Annotated in this window: 18 protein-coding genes, 2 tRNA genes and 1 pseudogene; 13 read left to right on the top strand and 8 right to left on the bottom strand. The window is 56.0% G+C overall.

Going from position 1 to position 22475, the window contains the following annotated elements; translation table 11 throughout:
• Positions 1-246: 246 nt before the first annotated feature.
• From Q0915_RS02885 to Q0915_RS02860, 6 genes are all read left to right on the top strand, one after another.
• Positions 247-320, top strand: a tRNA-OTHER gene (locus tag Q0915_RS02885).
• A gap of 1 nt (position 321) precedes the next feature.
• Positions 322-386 (top strand) — tRNA-Ser (locus Q0915_RS02880).
• Positions 387-802: 416 nt separating this feature from the next.
• Positions 803-1954 (top strand): slipin family protein, encoded by a 1152-nt coding sequence (locus Q0915_RS02875; RefSeq protein WP_299474665.1) that lies wholly within the window; start codon positions 803-805, stop codon positions 1952-1954.
• Positions 1955-2083: 129 nt separating this feature from the next.
• The gene (locus Q0915_RS02870) at positions 2084-2635 is read left to right on the top strand and encodes an RNA 2'-phosphotransferase (protein WP_299473060.1); all 552 of its coding nucleotides are present in this window, start codon (positions 2084-2086) and stop codon (positions 2633-2635) included.
• A gap of 71 nt (positions 2636-2706) precedes the next feature.
• The gene (locus Q0915_RS02865) at positions 2707-3741 is read left to right on the top strand and encodes a M91 family zinc metallopeptidase (RefSeq protein WP_299473058.1); all 1035 of its coding nucleotides are present in this window, start codon (positions 2707-2709) and stop codon (positions 3739-3741) included.
• 48 nt (positions 3742-3789) lie between these two features.
• Positions 3790-4356 (top strand): hypothetical protein, encoded by a 567-nt coding sequence (locus Q0915_RS02860; RefSeq protein WP_299473056.1) that lies wholly within the window; start codon positions 3790-3792, stop codon positions 4354-4356.
• 24 nt (positions 4357-4380) lie between these two features.
• Here the strand turns inward: Q0915_RS02860 and Q0915_RS02855 are convergent, their stop codons facing one another.
• The 4 genes from Q0915_RS02855 to Q0915_RS02840 form a co-directional block, all read right to left on the bottom strand.
• The gene (locus Q0915_RS02855; protein ID WP_299473054.1) at positions 4381-5763 is read right to left on the bottom strand and encodes a DUF930 domain-containing protein; all 1383 of its coding nucleotides are present in this window, start codon (positions 5761-5763) and stop codon (positions 4381-4383) included.
• Positions 5764-5876: 113 nt separating this feature from the next.
• Entirely contained in the window at positions 5877-7871 is a 1995-nt protein-coding gene (gene rpoD / locus Q0915_RS02850) for an RNA polymerase sigma factor RpoD (RefSeq protein WP_299473052.1), read from the bottom strand.
• Positions 7872-8372: 501 nt separating this feature from the next.
• Complete coding sequence (gene dnaG / locus Q0915_RS02845) at positions 8373-10301, bottom strand: DNA primase (protein WP_299473050.1); 1929 nt, start codon at positions 10299-10301, stop codon at positions 8373-8375.
• Positions 10302-10510: 209 nt separating this feature from the next.
• Positions 10511-11026 carry a GatB/YqeY domain-containing protein gene (locus Q0915_RS02840; RefSeq protein WP_299473048.1) on the bottom strand — a complete coding sequence of 172 codons (516 nt, stop codon included), beginning with the start codon at positions 11024-11026 and terminating at the stop codon, positions 10511-10513.
• A 233-nt stretch (positions 11027-11259) separates the two neighbouring features.
• On the opposite strand from Q0915_RS02840, the gene carA reads away from it, so the two are divergent.
• Complete coding sequence (gene carA, locus Q0915_RS02835; RefSeq protein WP_299473046.1) at positions 11260-12441, top strand: glutamine-hydrolyzing carbamoyl-phosphate synthase small subunit; 1182 nt, start codon at positions 11260-11262, stop codon at positions 12439-12441.
• Between the two features lie 132 nt (positions 12442-12573).
• Here carA and Q0915_RS02830 read toward each other — a convergent pair whose 3' ends face one another.
• Complete coding sequence (locus Q0915_RS02830) at positions 12574-13011, bottom strand: MerR family transcriptional regulator (protein ID WP_299473044.1); 438 nt, start codon at positions 13009-13011, stop codon at positions 12574-12576.
• A 963-nt stretch (positions 13012-13974) separates the two neighbouring features.
• On the opposite strand from Q0915_RS02830, the gene Q0915_RS02825 reads away from it, so the two are divergent.
• The 4 genes from Q0915_RS02825 to Q0915_RS02810 all read left to right on the top strand — a co-directional run bounded on the left by Q0915_RS02825 (position 13975) and on the right by Q0915_RS02810 (position 18995).
• Positions 13975-14253 (top strand): helix-turn-helix transcriptional regulator, encoded by a 279-nt coding sequence (locus tag Q0915_RS02825; RefSeq protein WP_299473042.1) that lies wholly within the window; start codon positions 13975-13977, stop codon positions 14251-14253.
• 172 nt (positions 14254-14425) lie between these two features.
• Positions 14426-17788, top strand: a complete 3363-nt coding sequence (gene carB, locus Q0915_RS02820) for a carbamoyl-phosphate synthase large subunit (RefSeq protein WP_299473040.1) — start codon at positions 14426-14428, stop codon at positions 17786-17788.
• Positions 17789-17918: 130 nt separating this feature from the next.
• Entirely contained in the window at positions 17919-18392 is a 474-nt protein-coding gene (gene greA / locus Q0915_RS02815; RefSeq protein WP_299473038.1) for a transcription elongation factor GreA, read from the top strand.
• A 120-nt stretch (positions 18393-18512) separates the two neighbouring features.
• Positions 18513-18995 (top strand): hypothetical protein, encoded by a 483-nt coding sequence (locus Q0915_RS02810; protein ID WP_299473036.1) that lies wholly within the window; start codon positions 18513-18515, stop codon positions 18993-18995.
• An 11-nt stretch (positions 18996-19006) separates the two neighbouring features.
• Here Q0915_RS02810 and Q0915_RS02805 read toward each other — a convergent pair.
• Both Q0915_RS02805 and Q0915_RS02800 read right to left on the bottom strand, forming a co-directional pair.
• Positions 19007-19150: pseudogene (locus tag Q0915_RS02805) on the bottom strand (IS5/IS1182 family transposase); the annotation flags it as partial.
• Between the two features lie 336 nt (positions 19151-19486).
• Positions 19487-19966: a GNAT family N-acetyltransferase gene (locus tag Q0915_RS02800; RefSeq protein ID WP_299473034.1), complete on the bottom strand. Its 480-nt coding sequence runs from the start codon at positions 19964-19966 to the stop codon at positions 19487-19489.
• 88 nt (positions 19967-20054) lie between these two features.
• Here Q0915_RS02800 and Q0915_RS02795 point away from each other — a divergent pair, with 88 nt between their 5' ends.
• Positions 20055-20630 (top strand): TetR/AcrR family transcriptional regulator, encoded by a 576-nt coding sequence (locus tag Q0915_RS02795; RefSeq protein WP_299473032.1) that lies wholly within the window; start codon positions 20055-20057, stop codon positions 20628-20630.
• 153 nt (positions 20631-20783) lie between these two features.
• Here the strand turns inward: Q0915_RS02795 and Q0915_RS02790 are convergent, their stop codons facing one another.
• Positions 20784-21254, bottom strand: a complete 471-nt coding sequence (locus tag Q0915_RS02790) for an Lrp/AsnC family transcriptional regulator (RefSeq protein ID WP_299473030.1) — start codon at positions 21252-21254, stop codon at positions 20784-20786.
• 199 nt (positions 21255-21453) lie between these two features.
• On the opposite strand from Q0915_RS02790, the gene Q0915_RS02785 reads away from it, so the two are divergent.
• The gene (locus tag Q0915_RS02785) at positions 21454-22449 is read left to right on the top strand and encodes a mitochondrial fission ELM1 family protein (RefSeq protein ID WP_299473028.1); all 996 of its coding nucleotides are present in this window, start codon (positions 21454-21456) and stop codon (positions 22447-22449) included.
• The last annotated feature ends 26 nt before the right edge of the window (positions 22450-22475 follow it).

Here is a 22475-nt window from a genome sequence, read left to right as displayed (position 1 = left end):
CCCGCTGCCGAGGTCAATGCCCAAATCCAGTATAGTTGCAAAATAGCAACATATAGTGATGTAAATGCACCATTTTCATCATGGCACGGAATTACCACTTGCAGCCACTCAAGAAAACGAAGTATCACCACGGCACCGATCAAGAGGTTGGCACAGACATCAACGGTTAGGCTGTTTTTCTGCCGCCCGCGTGATCCGGCCCTGCCGTGTTTACGTGCGGATGCTGTTCTGACAGATCGGAGATCCGCGCATGAAGTTCAACGGTTGAACGCCGGGGTGTAACCCGGAGGCAACAGGTTCGACTCCTGTCATGTGTACCATGGATAGCTCAGTAGGTAGAGCATCGGACTGCTAACCCGACGGTCGCGGGTTCAACTCCCGCTCCACAACCCGGCCTTGAAAACCGGACTGGCTTCTTAAGCCGGCAGCTTTGGGTGCTGTTCAAATCATAGGGGATCTGAAGGGATCTTGCGGACGCAGGACGTGTAGCCCTGTCTTTAGACAAGGCGAGCGGATTGCCGACGCCAGGCGCCCTCGCCCGGTTGCCGTCGAAGGCTGCGCTGCGATTTTGCCGGACGCACCCCTTTTCGAAGGGGCGCAACCCGCCTCATCGCCGCAAGGCCCTCTGGCCGGGAACCCGTCGGGAGCCCTCGTGCACTCTTCAGGTCTCCACATTATCGCTTAGTGTTTTTCGCCCCGGATCGCCCGACAGGCGTACCGGAAACCACCAACCACAAACCCAACATCAACGTGAAGAAAGGACAGCCAAGTGCCTTAGAGCCATGGAAGGAGTATTGAAATGATGACTATTCTCGACAAAATCCGCGGGCGGACCCGCGTTGTGATTTCCGAAAACGAACGGGCGCTGCACCTTGTCAGGGGTGAGCTTCAGGGTATCCTCGAACCGGGTGAACACAGCCTCAAAAACGGCCGTGGAACGCTCGTAATCGAGCGCCAGGCATTGGCGAACCCCGAGTTCCGTTCCGGTTACGAGAAGGCGCTCTTCGATAAACTCCCTGATGTGGCTGAAAAGCACTTGACCGTCGTGCGGACCCGGTCTGCCGAAGTGGCGGTTGTCGAGCGGGACGGCCGGGTTCACAAGGTTCTGGGTCCTGACGAAAGGCTCGTTCTGTGGAAGGATGCGGGACCGTGGACCTGGGAACTGATCGACACGCAGGACCAGCCGGAGCTGACGCAGAAACTGATGCGCCGGCTGGGCGATGCGAAGCAGACGCAGCAGTTTGAAATCGTTCGGGTGAACGAGGGAGGTGTTGCGCTGCTGTTTGTCGACGGTGTCCTCACCCGGACGCTTGAGGCCGGTGTGCATGCGTTCTGGAAAGCCGGTCGGTCTCTGACGCAAAAGCTCATCGATTTGAAACGGCAGAGCCTCGATGTCACCGGCCAGGAAGTGTTGACGCTCGACCGTGTCACGATCCGGATCAACCTGTCTGCGGAATTCCGCGTGGTTGACCCGGTCAAGGCAGCCCAGGAGGTCAAGGACTTCACGGACACGCTGCACCGGGCGCTGCAGATGGTTTTCCGGAAGCAGCTCGGCGCGCTGAAGCTGGACCAGATCCTCGAACGCAAGGGCGAGGTCAATGCGGAAGCAACCGCGCGGATCAAGTCGGACATGGCTGCGATCGGTGTCGAGATCCACGATATCGTCCTGAAGGATGTCATCCTGCCGGGTGAAATGCGTGAGATCCTCAACAAGGTCGTGACGGCTGAAAAAGAGGCCGAAGCCAACGTGATCCGGCGCCGGGAAGAAACGAACGCAACCCGTTCGCTTCTGAACACCGCCAAGGTCATGGCCGAAAACCCGGTCATGCTGCGGCTGAAGGAACTGGAAGCGCTGGAATCGATCGTCGGAAAGGTGGACCGGCTGACGGTCCACAACGGAACCGGAGGCTTGATGAACGATCTCGTCAAGCTGCGAGACGACAGCGCGGCATAACAACGGACGGCGCGGGGCAACCCGCGCCGTTTTCTTTTTTTACACTGCCTCGGTCTTGAGCTGGGGCCAATTTGCAATGCTTGTCGAGGCCCGGCTCAAGGCCGGGGTGGCACGAAACAAATACCGAAAATGCAAAACATAACAAAAATCTCCAAACAGCTTTCCTACTGGCTTCGGCACTGTCCGCAGGATGCCGGCCTGGCGCTTTCCGAAACAGGTTGGGCGAATGTCGACGCGGTTTTGAAAGCACTTTCCGACAAAGGTGTCTCTTGCGACGCTGCAAAGCTCGGCAATGTCGTTGCCTTGAATGACAAACAGCGCTTTGAGTTTTCTGAAGACGGCACAATGATACGCGCGCGGCAGGGCCACTCCCTCAAGATTGACCTGGAGCTGACCCCTGTTCCACCGCCGGACCTCCTCTTTCATGGCACCGCCGAAAGATTTCTGTCGTCTATCCTGCACGTGGGGTTGAAACCGATGAAACGTCATCATGTGCATCTGTCGGACAATGTCGATACGGCAATCAAAGTCGGTAAAAGACACGGAAAGCCGGTCGTGCTTGCGGTTGATGCCGGGAAAATGGCGGGTGACGGAGACCTTTTTTACCGGACTGAAAACGGTGTCTGGCTAACTTCGTCGGTACCCACAGCCTGTCTTTCACGACATTCCGGCAAAGTGTGACGCGGCGGCATTGACGAAAACCGGCAATCGGCTGACACTTTCGGCGTGATTTTTAAAGAACCGGTTTGACCATGAAATTTCCTGCGTCCCGCATCATTGTCGATTTGCATTCCTGTCCGAGTTGCCTGGGCACGCCCTTGCCGATTGCCTGGAAAGGGGCCTGGACCGTAATCACCGGCATGTTCCCGCAAGCGCGGGTGACCGACCTTTGCCTGTGTGTCGGTCCGCCGCCGCCCATCGGTGGCGACCCGATCATCACAGGCGCTTTCAACGTTCTGGTAGAAGGGTTGCCTGCCGCGCGTATGACTGATCTGACGCTCAAGGCGGGTGCCCTCACCACCGGATATCCAAGGGTGCTTATTGGTATGACGCCCGGCCCGGGTGGTGGCGGCGGCGCAGGTGGTGCCGGAGGCGCGGGCGGCGCAGGTGCTGGCGGTGCAGGCGCAGGAGCCGGCGGCGCTGCAGGCGCGGCTGCAGGTGGCGGAGCGGCATCCAACCTGTCGCCCAAACAGATTGCCGATCTCAGACGCAATGCCCTGATGGAGAAGATCAAGAACGGTCAGTCGTCGATCAAGGTGGACGGTACCGACGAGTTCAAGAAAAAAACCATGGATGCGCTGGACACGCTGGCTCAGTCTCCGACCGGGATGGGCCTGCTTATGGCGCTCGATTCGAGCGACAAGACGACCAAGATCCGGGTCAACAAGCCAGGCAAGGGCAATCAGGAAGCGCCGGCGGATTGGAACGACTGCAATTACGACACCGTCAACGACAAGCCTGGGCCAGGCACCGACAGTACGGTCTATTTCAATCCTGACAGGGACAAACTCAACGGTGAAGACTGGATGACGCGCGACCCGGCAATCGGCCTCGGGCACGAGCTCATTCACTCCTATCATGACACGCACGGCACGAACGATCCGCGCAAGGACGTCGAATACACCGGATCGGACGGCAAGAAACACAAGGCACCGGGCTATGAATTGCAGGCAGTTGGTTTCGGTGAATATGAAGACAACGAGTTTACCGAAAACAAGATCCGCAAGGATTTCGACGATCTGGAAATCGGCAAGAATGACGAAGAACACCAGAGACCGCGTTACTAGTTTTCACAAACTCAGTTTGAACAAGCCATTCCCGCCAGGAGCACAAGCATGCTGACCGTCACCGTAAAGGCAATTACGGCCGCCTCGATTTCAATCGCTTATCAGGTGACCAACACGGAAAACACGGATCTCTACGTGGCTGATCTTCTGTACCGGCCCGCGGCCAACGGAAGTCTGTCCGTGGATCCCCAGTTCGCCTACACCATGCCCGCCGAAAATGGATTGCTTTACACCGGAAAGCTGATGCTGCAGATCCCCGATGGCATGAGGGTTGAGACCACGGACGCACCCTATTACCGGCGTGTTGTGCCCGGAGAAACAATCTCGGGCGAAATCGTCCTGACGAACCCGGCGATGCCTTATCACCCTTATGACAGCTACATTCTGGGGGAAAATCCCTTTGCCATATCCCGCATCATTGTGCAGATAGGCGTGATAAGCGCAGCAAAGATCAAACCGGACGAGGGCGTGATGATCCCGGCGCCAGCAATCGGCCTCGCACACTTCAAGGCGGACTATGGTTACGGGCTGGACTATCAGGAAGTCCTTCAGGCCGAACTCGATGTTGCCAACACAGGCGCTACTTTTCTGCCGATCACAGCCGTCGACCGATAAAAGGTTTCAGTGCCGTGCCGGAAGTCAGAAGCCTGACAGCCCGCGGGCGAGCCATTGCGAACGGGGGATCTCTTCCCCGATCTTGAAGCTGAACCTTTCGACCCGCGTCACACCTGCATTCGTCTCGCACCGGAAAGCGATGTCAAACCAGCGCCCGAGGCTGCGAAACGCAACGCGTTGGTATTCGAGCACAGTTCCCCCTCTTGCGCGCGCGCGCGGCAATGCTTCCGGCGGCACAGGACTCACCGCCGTTAGCTGCGCATCAAGCTCTGTCATGCAGAGAAGGCTCAACCGCTCTCCCTCTGTAAGACCGCGCATTCTGGATGTGAGGCGCGGATTGTTGGCGGAATAGATCTGCCTTGCCTGAATGTGGCCTGGGCGGCGTACCGTTCCGGCAGACGATGAAGCGGCCGGCTCGGAACGTGCGGCACGTGCGACCGGGCGCGCCGGTTTTGGCGCAGGCGCAACTGCGGAGATGATGGGCCCGACAGTGCCGAAATCATCAGGCGCGATCTCGTCCGCTTCACCGACATCGGCCGCAGCCTCCGTTCCGGCCTCAGCCAATTCCTCCGGTTTCGGCAACGGCTCGGGGGTTACTTCCGTGTCGGTGTCCGTCACCGGTCCGGCCAGCGGGTCAAAGTCTTCCGCCGCCTCCGCTTCAACTGGCGTTTCGGCAGCTGTTTCATCCAGCTCGGCAAGCTCTTCTTCTACCGGCACCTCCTCTTCTGGTGCCTCGACTTCGCTCACCTCCTCCTCCTCGGCCGCATCTTCTTCGGCTAAATCGGACGCCACGTCTTCTTCGGTCAGGTCTTCGGTTACCTCATCAGCGACATCGCTTTCCTCAGTACCAGGGTCGGCAATTTCCTGCGCTTCTTCCAACGGTTCCGTTTCGTCGGGCTCAGTCGCGTTCTCTTCTGCAGCCACCTCTTCTTCAACCGGCTCCTGCAGAGGTTGAAGCTCGCTTTCCTGCGGCTCGCTGTCTTCTTCGGTAAATTCCTGAACCGCCTCCTCAATGAAGGGCGGCGGCTGGTCTTCTGCCGTTTCTTGCTCTTCCTCGATAGGCGCCGGTTCGGGCGGCGGTTCCTCGGCTTCCGCTTCTTCCGTTTCCTGTTCCTGAGGCGCTGGCTCTGGCGGCAGGTCGCCTTCCTGTTCTTCTTCGTTCTGAGGCTGCTCTTCGGCCTGCTCTTCTGCAGCCGCGTCCTCTTCAGGCGGGACCGGCACCGTGATGATCTCCACTTCAACCGGTTCCTGGCCAGGTTCCGTCACATAGCCGGAAATGCCACCCAAAAGCACGAGAGCCAAGGCGCCATGAAGCGCGAGCGAAAACGCCAGCCCCCAGGCAAATCCTTTATCGTCGTCTTTGGCCGCCTCGATCATCGGACGGTTGATATCTTCGATTATGGCCAAAAAAGAGCCCTCGGCCGCAATTCCACGATCACCATTTCTTCATTAGCACGGATGCAAAAAACCCGGCAGAAGCGCCGGGTCCTTCACAGTCTTTGATTTGCCTTTACAGCCAGTTAGCTGTCCAGGAACGACCGCAGCTTGCGCGACCGGCTCGGATGCTTGAGCTTGCGGAGCGCTTTGGCCTCGATCTGGCGAATACGTTCGCGCGTCACGGAGAACTGCTGCCCGACTTCTTCCAGCGTGTGGTCGGTGTTCATGCCGATGCCGAAGCGCATCCGAAGGACGCGTTCTTCGCGCGGTGTCAGCGATGCCAGCACGCGCGTGGTGGTTTCTCTAAGGTTCGACTGGATCGCCGCATCGATCGGCAGAACAGCATTCTTGTCCTCGATGAAGTCACCGAGATGCGAATCCTCTTCATCGCCAATCGGCGTTTCAAGAGAGATCGGCTCCTTGGCGATCTTCAGGACCTTGCGGACCTTTTCCAGCGGCATCTGAAGCTTTTCAGCCAGCTCTTCCGGTGTCGGCTCACGCCCGATCTCATGCAGCATCTGGCGCGATGTGCGAACGATCTTGTTGATCGTTTCGATCATATGCACCGGGATACGGATCGTGCGGGCCTGATCGGCAATCGACCGCGTGATTGCCTGACGGATCCACCACGTTGCGTAGGTCGAGAACTTGTAGCCGCGTCGGTATTCGAACTTGTCCACCGCCTTCATCAGACCGATATTGCCTTCCTGGATAAGATCCAGGAATTGCAGGCCGCGGTTGGTGTATTTTTTCGCAATCGAGATCACGAGGCGCAGGTTCGCCTCGACCATTTCCTTCTTGGCGATACGCGCCTCGCGCTCACCCTTTTGCACCATTGCGACGATGCGGCGGAATTCGGTGATCTCCAGACCCGTTTCGGTCGCTAGCGTCTGGATCTCCTGACGCAGCTCGCGAACGGTCTCTTTTTCTTTGGCGATAAAGTTTTTCCAGCCGCGCGTGGAAAGGTTTGCAACCTTGCGCAGCCAGTTCGGGTCGAGCTCAGCGCCCTGGTACTGTTTCAGGAAGTCGGTACGGTCCACATTGTAGCTGTCCGCAAGACGCAGCAGCCGGCCTTCGTACCCCATCAGGCGCTTGTTGATGTCGTAGAGCTGTGCAACCAGAGCATCGATACGGTTCTGGTTGAGCGACAGGCTTTTGACATCGACGATGATGTCTTCCTTGAGTTTCTTGTAGCGGCGTTCCTGGCTCGGAGACAGCGTCTTGTTGGCCAGCTTGTTTTCGACCAGCTGGTCCTGCAGGCGGCGCAGTTTCTTGTAGTTGTCGGCGATATTGTCGAAGGTTTCCAGAACGCCCGGCTTCAGCTCGGCTTCCATGGCGGACAAAGAAACGTTCGACTCGAATTCGTCGTCGTCCTCTTCGCTCTCGCCTTCACCATCTTCATTCTCGGTCTCTTCAGAGACACCGTCCTTCGGCTTTTCTTCCGTCGCTTCGCTCGGTGCGACATCGTCATTGGCCACGGCAGGACCCGCTTTTGCGTCCGGTCCTGCATAGGTCGCTTCAAGGTCGATGATGTCACGCAGAAGCACCTGGGCTTCGTTGAGTTCGTCGCGCCAGATAATGATCGCCTGGAAGGTCAATGGACTTTCGCAAAGACCTGCGATCATTGCCTCGCGACCAGCCTCGATCCGCTTTGCAATCGCAATCTCGCCTTCGCGGGAAAGCAGTTCGACAGAGCCCATTTCACGCAAATACATACGGACCGGATCATCGGTACGGTCGGCCGGCTCTTTTGTGTTGGTCGTCTTGGCAACAGCGGTCGTGGTGGTTGTCGCCAGCTCGCCGCCGTCGACTTCTTCCGGACCGTCTTCAGCTTCGTCGGAGTCGATGACGTTGATGCCCATGTCGGAAAGCATGGACATCGTGTCCTCTATTTTCTCTGAAGACACCTGCTCCGACGGCAGGACTTCGTTCAGCTCGTCATAGGTCACATACCCGCGTTTCTTGGCGGCTTTGATCATTTTTTTGACGGCAGCATCCGACAGGTCGAGCAGCGGTCCGTCCGGTGCGTCCGAGCTTGCTTCCTGTGTCTCGTCTGCTTGTGTCGCTTTGGCTACCATATCGTGCTCCAGTTCGTGACCGTTGCGATCACGCAGCGCCCTATTAACGGCTTCAAACCAATTTCCCTTCAGCGCGCCGGCATATAATGCGGCCGCGACTGAATGATTCGATGTGGTTAAGTTTGTAAGCCGTGTCCCTTAAGTCCCAATTAACTGTGCCCTTGCCGTTAGTGACAGATTTCAGCATCAAGGAAGCACACAGCCTTCTAATTTGGCGCCCACATTGCGAGCGCCTGAGCGGTATTCAAACGGGTTTGCAGCGTTTTTTCTGACTATCTGCCGCGAGCAGGCTTTTGAGCTGCGGCTCTTGAGGGCTGCAAAACTCCTATTTAGCTCGGTGCGCGCGATTCGCAAGTGTGATTCGTCATCGGTCAATCGGAAAATGCATTTTTTGTGCTTAAACACGCACTTGCCGCGAGATATTGCAGTTGAAACGTCTTTCTTCGCAGCGCCGCATCAACTCGATCACGCGAATGTCTTCCGCAAGGTTCGCCGCAATTGCTATTGCGCTGCCACGACAGGTGGCGCAGATCTAATTTTTCTTGCACGCTCTGCAAGATCCGCTTCATCACGCGCGCATTCCTCACGCCGGCGGCTCAAATCCTGCGTGAGCGCCTGAATGCGCGCCCATGCGTGTTCGTCCAGGTGCTCATCGGCGGTCGTCAATTCGCCGGTGAGTTCCTCTTCCAACGCATTGAGTTCGAGCAGATCCAGAAAATGCAGATAGGCTGCCTCGACGAAGTCTTCCGGCGGGTTCGATTTCAAAAGCGGGAACCGATGATTGAGGGCGGAAAACTCCGCCTTGCGCTGCTCCTGCAATCCGATCGTTTCCAACATCATTTCATGCATGATGTCACGCAGCGGCTCGTCGAACGAACTGGTCAGGTCCGCAATCGGCGCTGCTTCCAGATCGTCGACAATCCTGCACAGAATGTCCCGCAGCTGGCGGTGCAGCGTGTTTGTGAACGGCAAGCCCGCAAATCGTTCGAAATTTCGGTCAAGCAGATGCGGAAACCGCATGCAAATCCCAAGAACAAGTCGCTCCGTCCCGAAGTCGTCACTTGCTGCCACGCGTTCACGCGCAATTCCGAGGCCCGCGGCGGTATCAGATGTCTTCTTTCCATCGCGGCGGGTCTGCCGCGACTGCTCGAAGAAAAGGTTCGACAGCTTGAATTTCAGATCGAGCTGGTAGCGCCGTTTAACACGGTCATCACGGATCGTTCCGATAAGGTCGTCGAAGCGTTTTTCAAGCGCGGCCTTGCGTTCGGGCGTATCAATGCGTGAAACGGAAATCTCACGTTCCCAGACAGCATCGAAAAGCGCCTGCGCCTTGACCACTTCCTGGCGGAACCCTTCAACCCCGCGTTCTTTGATCAGATCATCCGGATCCATGCCATCGGGCAGGAAACTGAATTGAAACGAGTACCCGCTTCTGAGCACCGGAAAGATCCGGTCTATGGCCCGGTGCGCGGCCGAAACGCCCGCGACATCGCCGTCGAAACAGATCACCGGTTCGGGCGCGAATTTCCAGAGCCTGACCACCTGGTCTTCCGTAAAGGCCGTGCCAAGGGACGCCAGGACGTGATGGATACCCGCCTGCCAGAGCGCAATGGCATCCATGTAGCCTTCCACGACCACCGCCTCGCCGGCCTTGAACGCGGGTTCTCGGGCACGGTGCGCGTTAAAGAGCATGACACCTTTGTGAAATAGCGGCGTTTCCGGCGAATTCAGATATTTCGGCTGACCTTCTGGTGAGAGTGTCCGGCCACCGAATGCGACGACGCGTCCCCTTTCATCATGGATCGGGATCATAAGACGTCCGCGGAACCGGTCATAACCCGGCCGGCCGTCATCCGGCCTGATCACCAGACCTGCCTCGGCCATGTCTGCTTCGGGCACACCCTTTGCTGCCAGAAAGGATTTCAGCGCGTCCCGGCTATCAGGGGCAAAGCCAAAGCGGAACTCCGAAAGCGTTTCGGCTTTGAGCCCGCGTTTGGCGGTGTACTCCCGCGCCGCACCCCCCCTCGAACCGGCAAATTCGGCTTCAAAGAACCACGCGGCCATCTCACAGATCTCCGCAAGTCCTGCACGTTTCTTTTCGCGTTTCGCCGCTTGTGGATCAGGTGCCGGCAGAGCGACACCTGCCTGCTCCGCAAGCCGCTCGACGGATTCCGGAAAGCTCAAGCCTTCGGTCTCGCACACAAAGGTAAAGTGATCTCCCGACGCTCCGCACCCGAAGCACTTGTACCGGTTGCGCCGGTCGTCGACATGAAAGCTCGGGCTTTTTTCCTGATGAAACGGGCAGCACGCCCAAAAGTCGCCCTTCCCGGGCTGTGTCTTGCGCCGGTCCCACGTGACACGCCGACCGACAAGATCCGACAGGGTCAGGCGGGCGCGGATTTCATCAAGGAGACGCGGTTCAAAACGCATTTGGGAAACAAACGATCATCGGTAGCTAGGGTGTGGCCGTCCTGCACACCCGCATGAGGTCTGCAAGAACAGGCACCCAAAATAGAATGAACTGCACGCCGGCGCCAGTGTCGGATCTTGAGCAACTGTGGCCGTGGATGAATTGTGTATGACGCGCATTTGCACCGAGCACATCGACGCGTATCCGAGATTGGCAGTAAAGGTGACTCTCAACCTTCCGCTGCTTCGTCGGCACCGCTTGAGGCCTGGTAACCATTGTTTTCAGCCCGAAGCATTTCCTTCACGAAACACGAAGCCTGCACAAAGTCCATTTTCCCTGGATATCTCGATTTTAGCTCCGACATACAGCGTCCGATGTCACGAAGGCCATGTGCATCGATATCCTTCACGGTCGCTTCGCAAAGGGAACGGATTTCGTCGTCGCTCAGCTGAACGGGCAGGAATTCGCGGATAATCTCCTGCTCAACGCGTTCCTGTTCGACAAGATCGAGCTGTCCGCCCGATTCAAATTCTTCTGCTGAAATTTCTCTCTGGCGGATCATTTTCTGAAGGATTTCGATGACTTCGGTGTCGCCGACACCGTCCTTGCCATTTTCCCTCGCGGCGGTTTCCCTGTCTTTCACGGCGGTCTGGATCAGACGCAAGGTTGCACACCTGCGCTTGTCACCATCTTCCTGCGCCATTTTAAGCGCAGTATTGATTCTTTCGCGCAAATCGTCGCGCATGGTTCACCCTACCCCTGCCGCACTGAGCCTGTGAGCGCCCGGGCACTCTTCAGCGTTTCTCAGTCAAGCTATTGAATTTTAATGATCTTTTTTCGAAGGATCAATATTGACGATCCCAGCCGCTTCCCATAGAGTCCCGCGCTTAATGCAGACGGCTATTTGCAGGCACTTAGCCAGCCACAGACGCCTATCCTGCAGCGCATGATGTCACCAACAGACTCTGGATACAAGACATGACGACTGCAGACGCATGGTCTGAGACCCCGGCGACAGCCCTTCTTGTGCTCTCCGACGGCAGCATAATCGAGGGTCTGGGACTAGGTGCCACCGGCCAAGCCGTTGGTGAGATTTGCTTTAACACTGCGATGACGGGATATCAGGAAATCCTCACCGACCCTTCTTATTCGGGCCAGATCATCACGTTCACATTTCCGCATATAGGGAATGTCGGTACCAATGACGAGGATATTGAAACGGTCAACATGGCCGCAGAGAGCGGCATACGGGGTGTTGTTCTGGCTGCCCCCATCACCGATCCGGCGAACTACCGGGCTGCAAAACACCTCGACGCCTGGTTGAAAAGCCGAAACATGATTGGCATTTGCGGCGTGGATACCCGTGCTTTGACGGCCCTGATACGCGAACAGGGCGTGCCAAACGGCGTAATTGCCCACGCGCCGGATGGTCAATTTGACATTGAAAGCCTGAAAGCAATGGCAGCTGACTGGCCGGGTCTCGTGGGAATGGATCTTGCAAAAGGCGCTTCAACTCTTCAGTCGCATCCCTGGTCGCAGACCGTGTGGAAATGGGACGAAGGATATGGTGAAGCCGAGGGTGGCAAATACAAGGTCGTTGCCATCGATTTTGGGATCAAACGGAACATCCTCCGTTTGCTCGCCGATGCAGGCTGCGACGTCACCGTGCTCCCGGCAACTGCAACGGCAGGCGAAGTGCTTGCACACGAGCCTGACGGTGTCTTCCTGTCAAATGGTCCCGGAGACCCGGAGGCCACTGGAAGTTACTCCGTTGAGATGATCAATGGCGTCGTTGAAAAAGGCATTCCGACGTTTGGCATATGCCTGGGACACCAGATGCTCGCGCTGGCACTCGGCGGCAGCACGGTAAAGATGCATCAGGGACATCACGGGGCAAACCATCCCGTATTCGACCACACGACCGGCAAAGTGGAAATCACATCCATGAACCACGGTTTCGCGGTCGATGCAGACAGTTTGCCGGAAAATGTTGAACAAACTCACGTCTCGCTGTTCGACGGCTCCAATTGCGGTCTGGCCGTCAAAGACAAGCCCGTCTTCTCGGTGCAATACCATCCTGAAGCGTCGCCCGGCCCGCGTGACAGCCATTACTTGTTCAAACGTTTTACCGATCTTATGCAGAGCGCCAGATCCGCCTGATTGCCACGCGGCCGCGTTTGAATTCAACGGGTTCAGGGGTGCATGCATGGGCCGCGCCGCCTTGCATCGGACAAAACGCAGACACCCCGGCGCAATCTCTTGCCCGGGGTGTTTGCGGTCTGTCAGCTGATTTTAGGCGATCAGTTCGTCAAAGGCCGACAGGATCTGTTCGACTTCGGCAACCTGCTCGTCAAGCATCTGCTTTTGCTCCACAAGGATGTCCTGCTGGCCTTTGCAGATCTCTTGCAGCTCCTTGAACTGCTCCTGCTTGTCGGCGTTGCTTTCGACCAATTTGATCACGCGACGGATTTCGGCAAGCGTCAGCCCGATCTTCTTGGCCTGGAGAATGACGCGCATGCGCGACACATCCCGGGTTCCGTAAAACCGGCGAGCACCCTTGCGAACAGGGTTGAGCAGCCCTTTTTCTTCGTAGAAACGCAACGTTCTGAGCGTCACGTTAAAGCGTTCAGACATTTCAGAGATCGCAAGCGCGCGATCGTCAAGCACCAGGTCCTGCGCCGGACCCGCGATGTCCGGAACAACGACCATATTGGTAGCGACTTTGTTCATAATGTTAAGCCCGATCTTTTTCTTTTGTTCCGAGTTCGGTCAGCTTTTGCAACGCTCCAGAAGTGCCGGTCCCACATCCGACCCTTCCGGTCCCACTAGCATTGCGAAAACAACCACTCGGTTTTCATCATCTTGCACACGGCGAAAGCCGAGCGCTACGTATGCTGCGACTTTACAAACAGACTAATACACTGGTTCGATAGTTAAAATCTACGATAAAATCGGAAATATTGATCATTTTCCGCACAAGTTTCAGAAAATGAAAAATCTAATCTCCATGGACCACAGAAAGACCATAGGAGCGCCGAACTTTAAACACTTCCAAGAACGTCACGGAAGGCATAAATATTAATTATCGATAATCTACATCCAATAAATCGGGCTTTCTGTCGGTGCGAATTCGATAGATGATATTCTTAACTTCACGGCATCCGTTGATCGAAAAACTACTTAGTTTTCTTTATCTTATCGGTGAAATATATTTCATTCACTCAAAAAAATTTAGGTGATATGTAGCGGGAAATGTACGAAATCAGAAAAGTCGGCATCCGCAATCAGTAATAGGATAATATACATTCTACTTCTTTAGCGCGCTTTCCCGCCACATTTAGTACAAGACGGTATTTATTTCTCGAGTGACGTGGATGCAACATGAGCCTGTGGAGAACTCATATCGCGGAAGACTGTCTGACGTCCGAAGATCGTGAATATCACTCGTCGTGAGGACGAATAGTTTACTGTTCCGGCAAATGGCGCCACTGAATTCCGAACCCTTTCCGACAAGGAAAGTTGCGGTGGATATCGCACATTGTCCTTGAACGCGCGCATTAATCCGAAAAAAAGAGCACATTGTGCACTTCTTCATTGACAAAGGGCAGTCCAGGTTATTTTTGTCATTTTGATCGGCGTGAACCCAGCCAACTGCGGCCACGCGGAAACAGGATGTTTTGGAATATTTGAAATATGGCCGAATCAAAAGCAAAAGCCTCCGTGCCAGGCATGACGCCACACCAATTCCGCCATTGGCGAAGAACGCTTGGACTGAAGCAGAAAGACGCGGCTGAACGGCTCGGCCTGAAAAAACGGATGATCCAGTATTATGAAAAGGGGAATCGCGATGGCCGGCCGGTCGAGATACCAAAATCGATACGTCTTGCCTGTTATGCGCTCTCCGAAGGAATTGGCGATTATGACGGTCAATCGACGACACCATTGAGCGTCGAATCCGTCGAAAAGGACTAAACGTTCGAAACTGGTCCGGAAAACAACAGCCAGTGGCCTTGCCGGGGTTTCCTCCCGCCGCGCTTTTCCCTATAAGACGCGCTCAGCCAACATAGACATTCACACCTAGTCCGCGCCCGACCGAGTAGCGATAGCGCTAATCCGGAGTGGCCGCTGCGAGCTGCGAGCCGAGATGCCAAAACGCACAGATATCTCTTCCATCCTGATCATTGGTGCCGGTCCGATTGTTATCGGACAGGCCTGCGAATTCGACTACTCCGGGACACAGGCTTGCAAGGCACTGCGCGAAGAGGGCTATCGCATCATCTTGGTCAACTCCAATCCGGCGACCATCATGACCGATCCGGATCTGGCCGACGCGACCTACATCGAGCCGATCACGCCGGAGCTCGTCGCCAAGATCATCGAGAAAGAACGGCCAGATGCGTTGCTGCCGACGATGGGTGGGCAGACAGCTCTTAACTGTGCGCTCGACCTCGAACAGATGGGGGTTCTTGAAGAGTTCGGCGTCGAGATGATCGGTGCGCGCGGCGATGTCATCGAAAAAGCGGAAGATCGCGAAAAATTCCGGGCTGCAATGGACACTATCGGCCTGGAGAACCCCCGTGCCGCCATTGCCTCTTCACCGGCCTACCGCGACGAAAACGGCAGGATTACGGGATACGACCGCAATGCCGGATATCTCGAGGCGATGCGTGCTCTCGATGAAATTGGCCTTCCTGCAATCATTCGGCCCGCTTTCACGCTCGGCGGCACAGGCGGCGGTGTTGCGTATAACCGTGAAGAATTCGAAACAATCGTTAGATCGGGCATCGACGCTTCACCGGTCGGCCAGGTCCTCATCGACGAGAGCCTTCTGGGCTGGAAGGAATATGAAATGGAAGTGGTCCGCGACAAGGCGGACAATTGCATCATCATCTGCTCGATCGAAAACGTCGACCCGATGGGTGTCCACACCGGCGATTCCATCACCGTTGCCCCGGCACTCACGCTTACCGACAAGGAATACCAGATCATGCGTGACGCATCGATCGCGGTGCTGCGTGAAATCGGGGTCGAAACGGGCGGCTCAAACGTTCAATTCGCGGTCGACCCGGAAACCGGACGCCTCGTTGTCATCGAAATGAACCCGCGTGTCTCGCGTTCGTCTGCGCTTGCCTCCAAAGCCACGGGTTTCCCGATTGCAAAGATCGCGGCTAAGCTTGCGGTTGGATATACGCTCGACGAACTGGAGAACGACATCACCGGCGGCGCGACACCGGCGTCTTTCGAACCGTCCATAGATTATGTCGTCACAAAAATTCCGCGCTTTGCCTTTGAAAAATTCCCCGGTTCGGAACCAACACTGACCACCGCTATGAAGTCGGTTGGTGAGGTTATGGCGATCGGACGGACGTTCAACGAGAGCCTGCAAAAGGCACTCCGCGGTCTGGAAACCGGCCTGAACGGACTTGACGAAACCGACATATCCGGCCTCGACCAGGGGGATGACAGGAATGCCCTGCGTGCTGCGGTTTCAACACCGACACCGACCCGTCTTCTGAATGTCGCGCAGGCGATGCGCCTCGGCATGAGCATCGAAGACGCCTATCAGGCAAGCGGTATCAATCCCTGGTTCCTGGAACAGATGGCTGACATCCTGGCAATGGAAGCCAAGGTCCGCAATATCGGCCTGCCGCAGGATGCCTCGAACCTGCGCAAGCTCAAATCCATGGGCTTCTCCGATGCCCGGCTGGCAAGCCTTTCAGGCCTAGATGCCGAAGACGTCGTTAAACTGCGCGAAGAACTGGATGTTCATCCGGTTTACAAGCGCATCGACACATGTGCGGCAGAGTTCGCATCCCCAACCGCCTATATGTATTCAACCTATGAAGCGCCGTTCATGGGCAATCCTGCTTGTGAAGCCGCGCCCTCGGATCGGAAAAAGGTCGTCATTCTGGGTGGCGGTCCGAACAGGATCGGCCAGGGTATCGAATTCGACTATTGCTGCTGCCACGCAGCCTTTGCGCTCGACGATGCGGGATACGAGACCATCATGGTCAACTGCAATCCGGAAACGGTTTCAACGGACTACGATACATCCGACCGGCTCTATTTCGAACCGCTGACGCCCGAAGACGTTCTGGAGATCATCCGCAAGGAAAGGGAGAATGGAACGCTCCATGGCGTCATCGTGCAGTTTGGTGGTCAGACACCGCTGAAACTCGCCCAGGCGCTCGTGAAGGAAGATGTGCCCATCCTTGGCACCTCGCCGGACATGATCGACCTCGCAGAAGACAGGGATCGCTTCCAGAAACTCCTGGTAAAACTCAAGCTGAAGCAGCCCGAAAATGGAATAGCATACTCCGTCGAGCAGGGCCGGCTGATCGCCAACCGCCTTGGCCTGCCGCTTGTTGTGCGCCCTTCTTACGTTTTGGGCGGTCGCGCCATGCAGATCATTCGCGACGAAGAGGCGCTGAATTCCTATCTTCTCGGGACCCTGCCCGAGCTGGTGCCAGCTGAAGTCCGGGCGAAGTACCCCAATGACAAGACAGGCCAGATCAACACGGTCCTGGGCACAAACCCGCTGCTCTTCGACCGCTATCTCGACGGCGCCATCGAAGTCGATGTCGACGCACTGTGTGACGGCAAGGATGTTTTCGTGTGCGGCATCATGGAACATATCGAGGAAGCAGGCATTCACTCCGGTGATAGTGCATGCTCTCTGCCGCCGTTCTCCTTGTCTGAGGACATCATTGCGGAACTTAAACGCCAGACGACAGCCCTTGCTCTCGCTCTGGAGGTCGGCGGTCTGATGAACGTTCAGTACGCCATCAAGGACGGCGAGATCTACGTGCTTGAAGTCAATCCGCGTGCATCCAGGACAGTTCCATTTGTTGCCAAGACCATCGGAGTCCCGGTGGCAAAAATCGCTAGCCGTGTCATGGCGGGCGAAAGCCTTGCCTCCTTCGGACTGACTGAGAAGACGCTTGACCACATTGCGGTTAAGGAAGCCGTTTTCCCGTTTGCGCGCTTCCCTGGCGTCGACACCATCCTGGGCCCCGAAATGCGGTCCACAGGTGAAGTGATGGGCCTGGACCAGGCCTTTGGCACAGCGTTTGCCAAGTCTCAGATCGGAGCCAGTATTGGCGTACCCGAGAACGGTACCGTTTTTGTGTCCATGCGGGACCCGGACAAGGAAGGCGTCGTGGAAGCCGTTCGAAACCTTGAAGCTGCCGGGTTTGCGATAATTGCCACCGGCGGCACCCAGAAATACCTGGAGGACAAGGGCATTACAGTGAAGAAAATCAACAAGGTGCTTGAAGGACGTCCCCATATCGTCGATGCTGTCAAGAACGGTGATGTCCAGCTTGTCTTCAACACGACCGAGGGCGCGCAAGCCATTGCCGATAGCCGGTCGATGCGCCGGGCGGCGCTCCTGAACAAGGTTCCGTATTACACGACCCTTGCAGGGTCTGTCGCAGCAGCCAAAGGTATTGCCGCCCACAAGGCGGGGAGCCTTGAAGTAAGACCTTTACAATCCTACTTCGGCTAGGGCTATTATACTCGTTGACCGGCCGGGAAAGCGTGCCTTTCCCGGCTTGGTTTGTTTTTGCAAATACGCGGTCCTTATAGTGAGCGGAATAAGCTTGAAGAGGATCCAATAAGCTGAAGGTCTGAGACCCATGGAAAAAGTTCCGATGACCTCCGCCGGTTACAATATGCTTCAGGTCGAACTGAAGGAGCGTACCACGGTCGAGCGTCCGCGCATCGTCGATGCTATCGCGGAAGCGCGTGCACATGGCGATCTGTCGGAAAACGCCGAATACCATGCGGCTAAGGAAGCCCAGAGCCTGAATGAAGGCCGTATTTCGGAACTCGAGGATAAGCTGTCACGTGCCGAGATCATTGATGTCACCAAACTCTCCGGCGATGTCGTCAAATTCGGTGCGACCGTGTCTCTCATCGACGAGGACACCGAGGAAGAAAAGCGATACATGATCGTCGGGGACGTGGAATCCGACGTGAAGCAGAACAAGGTATCGATCTCGTCTCCGATTGCGCGTGCGCTCATCGGCAAGTCGATCGGCGACAGTGTTGAAGTGGCTGCTCCCGGCGGGGCGCGGTCCTACGAGATCGTCAACGTCAAATTCATCTGAAGCTTTTACATTCCAAATGGATAGCGCCTGTCGGCTCGATTGGCAGCGCTTGCCGTTTTCCCTTTGACGCGTGCCGGTCAGCCGCTAAGGTAACTTCCGGTATGTGTCGGAGGACGGATTATGGTCTTTCATGCAATCGGCATGTGGCTTTTGGCGGCGGCCGTCCCGCTTTGGGTTTATCGCTGGTATGCCTATTCCAGGCTGGAGCCGCCTGAACGCCGGATCTTTACGCGCATTGTAAAAAGACGGCATGAAAACGCCTATGCGTTCGCGCTGCAGATGTTCGGCTACCTGATCGCGCTCGCAGCTGCCGTGATCCTGCTCGTGATGGGGCTTCGGTATTTCAAGCAAGGCTCATTGCAATTGGGTGCGTATCGCGAAACCATCCGCAATCGGCTGTATTCCGGTGTCGACCCGATAGACCGCGCCCTGGATGCCTATCACTATGATCAGCTTCTGCCGGTCGCCATCATCACGACCTGTGCCCTCTTAAGCGTTGCATTCACATTGGTCGCAACGGCGCTCAGGGACATATCCCTGATGTCCCGCCTTCACAAGAAACTGAATGGAATGAAGGATCGCCAGGCAGCTGCACAGACTTGATTCCCTGAAGACTAGGCCGTGGACTCATCAACGCACAGCCAAAGCCGGATGGCGGCGAGCTTGACGAGCGTAAGACAGTTGGCTGCGTGTTTCTCATATCGCGTAGCGATGCGCCGACAGTGTTTCATCCGGTTGAGGAACCGCTCAACGAGATTTAGATGACAGTAGAGATAACGGACTAAAGCGGATCTAAGCATGCCAGTTCCGACGGGGTGGGATGTTCGACCAGCCTCCACGTAAACTCACGAAAGATATTTCTCGGTCGCGCCGTGGTGCGAAGGATTAGTGCGACAACAGCCTCTAAACGCCAGTTAGGGCATGTCTCATGTTCAAGGCTCCTTTCCGGAGCTTGAATTACGCCGGGATGCCAAACTTCAATGTCTACCTTGCCCTCAAACATTGCGGAATGGTTTGCTAGGTCAAACGACAGCTAAGAGCCCAAATTGACGGACGCTGCGGCCTGCATGAAGGTCTGCAAAGCGGATGCGAGACTACGTCGTTTCCAGTCGGAATTTCTTGAAGACCTCTCCGTTGTATTGCGTGTTTTCGACAAATTCAGCGCCTCCACGAAGAAGCGCCCCGATGTTTTTGCGCGAGGGCGGAAGGAGAAAGGTTACAAAATCGATGCGCGGGTCTGTTGTCGCGAAGGCAATGGCTTTTCGAGTGATGCGCAACCCTAGACCGAAGCTATCCGGCTTGAGAACAAGGCCAAAATCCCAATCGCGGCCTTCCTTTTGGAACCCTCCCCATCCAACATAAACTCCATCGCTCAAAATAGCCCAATGTCCCAGCCCGTCGCGCCGCCACATATCTTCCTTCGCGGCGACAAAACTCCTGGCATCGTCTGGCGTCCATTTCGACACGAGCAACGGCATGTGTTCAGAAACGCGAGGATCGTTCATATGCGCAACAATGTCTTGCAGAGAGATACTGGGTAATCGGGCAAACTCGATTTTTGGCGCGTGTTTCAAGACTTCCTCAATCGCTTTGCTATCTCACATACGTGACCGTATATTTTGGGCTATTCCATTTGTAAATACGCCACCGTATATTTCGCACATGAACAAAACGAAATTTAGCAAAGAAGCATGGTTGGCAGCGGGCTTTCGTGCCCTGACAACAGATGGGCCGAACGCGATCAAAGCCGAGGCGCTTGCGCGAAGCCTTGGCGCCACCAAGGGATCATTCTACTGGAACTTTGACGATATCGCGTCTTTCGTAGAGGCAATGTTGGGCCTATGGCGTAACAGCGTTGTCCAAGAAATTGAGGATGTGTTTCTGGCTGAACCTGAAAAGTCGGCGCGACTACGTCTGTTGGTGGATCGTGCAGCTAAGCCAGCACCAGTTGAGTTTGGAGGACGTCGGGTAGAACCCGCAATGCGTTCTTGGGCATTGGCAAACCCAGCTGTCTTGGCAGTGGTAAAGGAAGTTGATGAGATCAGATTGTCATTCGTGACAAAGTTGCTGCGCGATGTCGGACAGAATGATCCTGCTCTTCCTCAGTTGGTCTATGGTGCATTTATCGGACTGGACGATCTGGCATCCAAGGGAAGTGCAGATATTCAATCGGGGCTTAAGGTACTGCTACGACTCGTCGCGGGGCCCGAAATCGAAACGAATTGCGCTCCAGATTGATTGCGAACAGTCCAATTTGCCAAGAGCGGACTTTTGGAGAAACGCATCGCGCAGCGACTTGGTCCGCAATTCTGACCGACGTGGTCGGTTGATCTCTTTCGGAGGCTCAGCCGAAAGCGGTCAGAGGCGCTCGCTTGTCTATGCTTACACACCCTACCCTTCGATCGGAACGACCGGCTCGTCTTTTGTTCTGCGGATCGTGAGAGCCGTTCTCACGCTGTCGACATTTGGAGCCGCCGTCAGGTCGCGGATGACAAAATTCTGAAATGTCTGTAGATCCGGCGAGACGCATTTCAGCAGGAAATCGACCTCGCCGGAAAGCATGTAGCTTTCGCGGACCAGTGGCCAGTTCTGAACGGTCTGTTCGAATGCGATGAGATCGGCTTCGGTTTGACTGTGAAGCCCAACCATTGCGAAGGCCGTTACATCGTAGCCAAGCTGCTTTTCGTCCAGGAGCGTCCTGTAACCCTGAATGAGCCCGGCCTCTTCGAGTGCGCGCACACGGCGCAGGCAGGGCGGTGCGGAAATGCCGACGCGGCGCGCCAGCTCCACATTGGTCATCCGGCCATTATCTTGCAGTTCTTTCAGGATATGCCAATCAATGGCATCAAGCCGCGCTTTCAATCCTGTCTCCTTTGAGCCGTGACGAATGACCTGCCTGTGAATAGGCTTCGCTTAACTGGATCTGGCATCTTGCAGGGCATCGGGGCCTTGCGCTAACTTTTCTTCAGGTGCCGAATTATTGTTTTTTGCGCGTTTGTGCAAGACTATAACAAAAATGCGCACGATTCCGAAAGAAAACAATAGGGGAAGTTCTCCATAAATGCATCTTGAGCCGGAGATCTTTCCGCGATCCGCCTGGGTTCTGACAGACGGCAAGGCCGGTGACGTCGCGCAATGCGTTGGTGTCGTTGAAGCGCTCGGCATACCTTATGAAGCCCGAAAGATCGCTCCCAGACCACCCTTTTCCTGGTGGCTGCCGTTCGGTCCGACCGATCCGCGTGAATGGGAAACACGGACGCAAAGTCCGATCGCACCGCCCTATCCGGACATTGCTGTCGCTTCGGGACGCCGCGCGGCCGCCTATCTGCGAAGAGTGAAATGGCTGTCGAAAGGCAACACCTTCACGGTATTTCTAAAGGATCCTAGGACCGGTCCGGGAGCGGCGGATCTGATCTGGGTGCCGGAGCACGACAGGCTGCGGGGCCGGAATGTTCTGGTCACACCAACCTCACCGCATCGGTTTTCCCAGGCGAAACTTGCAGCTCTGCGCTCAGAAAAAGCACCCACCATCGACAAGCTCTCCCATCCTCGTGTTGCAGTGCTTGTTGGCGGCGACAGCCGTCATCACACATTCACGGACGGCGATCAGTCTCTCTTTCTGAATGGCCTCAGGCAGCTGGCCAGTGACGAAAGTGCCCGTTTTATGATAACCGCATCACGCCGAACGCCGCCCGCACTCGCCTATGGACTGTCGAGCCTGGCAAAGTCCGGCGGCCACCTTTACTGGACAGGTGAGGCGCCGAACCCTCTCGGTCACTACTTGGCCAAGGCTGATGCGATTGTTGCAACAGCCGATTCGACCAACATGATCGGCGAGGCCACAACGACCGGAAAACCCGTTCATGTTTTTCAACCGAGTGGCGGTCACAGCAAAATCACCGGTTTTTTGGAGAGTTTGGCACGCTTGGGGGTTATTCACCCCTTTCCAGGTCCGTTAAAAACAACTACCTACGAGCCGATAGATGCAACACCCGTCATCGCGGATCGCATAAAGTTGGATTTCTCTGCATCAAGAAAGCCCGAAGGGGCGACTTGATCGGGCCCCCGACAGGGACAGGCAAA

This window comes from uncultured Roseibium sp. (assembly GCF_947494555.1).
Classification (GTDB): Bacteria; Pseudomonadota; Alphaproteobacteria; order Rhizobiales; family Stappiaceae; genus Roseibium.
The sequence above is the reverse complement of the archived record's forward strand: the minus strand, read 5'-3'. Positions and strand labels throughout refer to the sequence as shown.

Excerpts from the sequence above, each read along its gene's own strand:
- Q0915_RS02795 (WP_299473032.1), top strand. The coding sequence starts at position 20,055 with ATGAACAAAACGAAATTTAGCAAAGAAGCATGGTTGGCAGCGGGCTTT.
- Q0915_RS02875 (WP_299474665.1), top strand. The coding sequence starts at position 803 with ATGACTATTCTCGACAAAATCCGCGGGCGGACCCGCGTTGTGATTTCC.
- dnaG (WP_299473050.1), bottom strand. The coding sequence starts at position 10,301 with ATGCGTTTTGAACCGCGTCTCCTTGATGAAATCCGCGCCCGCCTGACC.
- Q0915_RS02865 (WP_299473058.1), top strand. The coding sequence starts at position 2,707 with ATGAAATTTCCTGCGTCCCGCATCATTGTCGATTTGCATTCCTGTCCG.
- Q0915_RS02785 (WP_299473028.1), top strand. The coding sequence starts at position 21,454 with ATGCATCTTGAGCCGGAGATCTTTCCGCGATCCGCCTGGGTTCTGACA.
- Q0915_RS02860 (WP_299473056.1), top strand. The coding sequence starts at position 3,790 with ATGCTGACCGTCACCGTAAAGGCAATTACGGCCGCCTCGATTTCAATC.
- Q0915_RS02810 (WP_299473036.1), top strand. The coding sequence starts at position 18,513 with ATGGTCTTTCATGCAATCGGCATGTGGCTTTTGGCGGCGGCCGTCCCG.
- Q0915_RS02840 (WP_299473048.1), bottom strand. The coding sequence starts at position 11,026 with ATGCGCGACGATTTGCGCGAAAGAATCAATACTGCGCTTAAAATGGCG.
- carB (WP_299473040.1), top strand. The coding sequence starts at position 14,426 with ATGCCAAAACGCACAGATATCTCTTCCATCCTGATCATTGGTGCCGGT.
- Q0915_RS02825 (WP_299473042.1), top strand. The coding sequence starts at position 13,975 with ATGGCCGAATCAAAAGCAAAAGCCTCCGTGCCAGGCATGACGCCACAC.
- greA (WP_299473038.1), top strand. The coding sequence starts at position 17,919 with ATGGAAAAAGTTCCGATGACCTCCGCCGGTTACAATATGCTTCAGGTC.
- rpoD (WP_299473052.1), bottom strand. The coding sequence starts at position 7,871 with ATGGTAGCCAAAGCGACACAAGCAGACGAGACACAGGAAGCAAGCTCG.
- Q0915_RS02870 (WP_299473060.1), top strand. The coding sequence starts at position 2,084 with ATGCAAAACATAACAAAAATCTCCAAACAGCTTTCCTACTGGCTTCGG.
- Q0915_RS02830 (WP_299473044.1), bottom strand. The coding sequence starts at position 13,011 with ATGAACAAAGTCGCTACCAATATGGTCGTTGTTCCGGACATCGCGGGT.
- carA (WP_299473046.1), top strand. The coding sequence starts at position 11,260 with ATGACGACTGCAGACGCATGGTCTGAGACCCCGGCGACAGCCCTTCTT.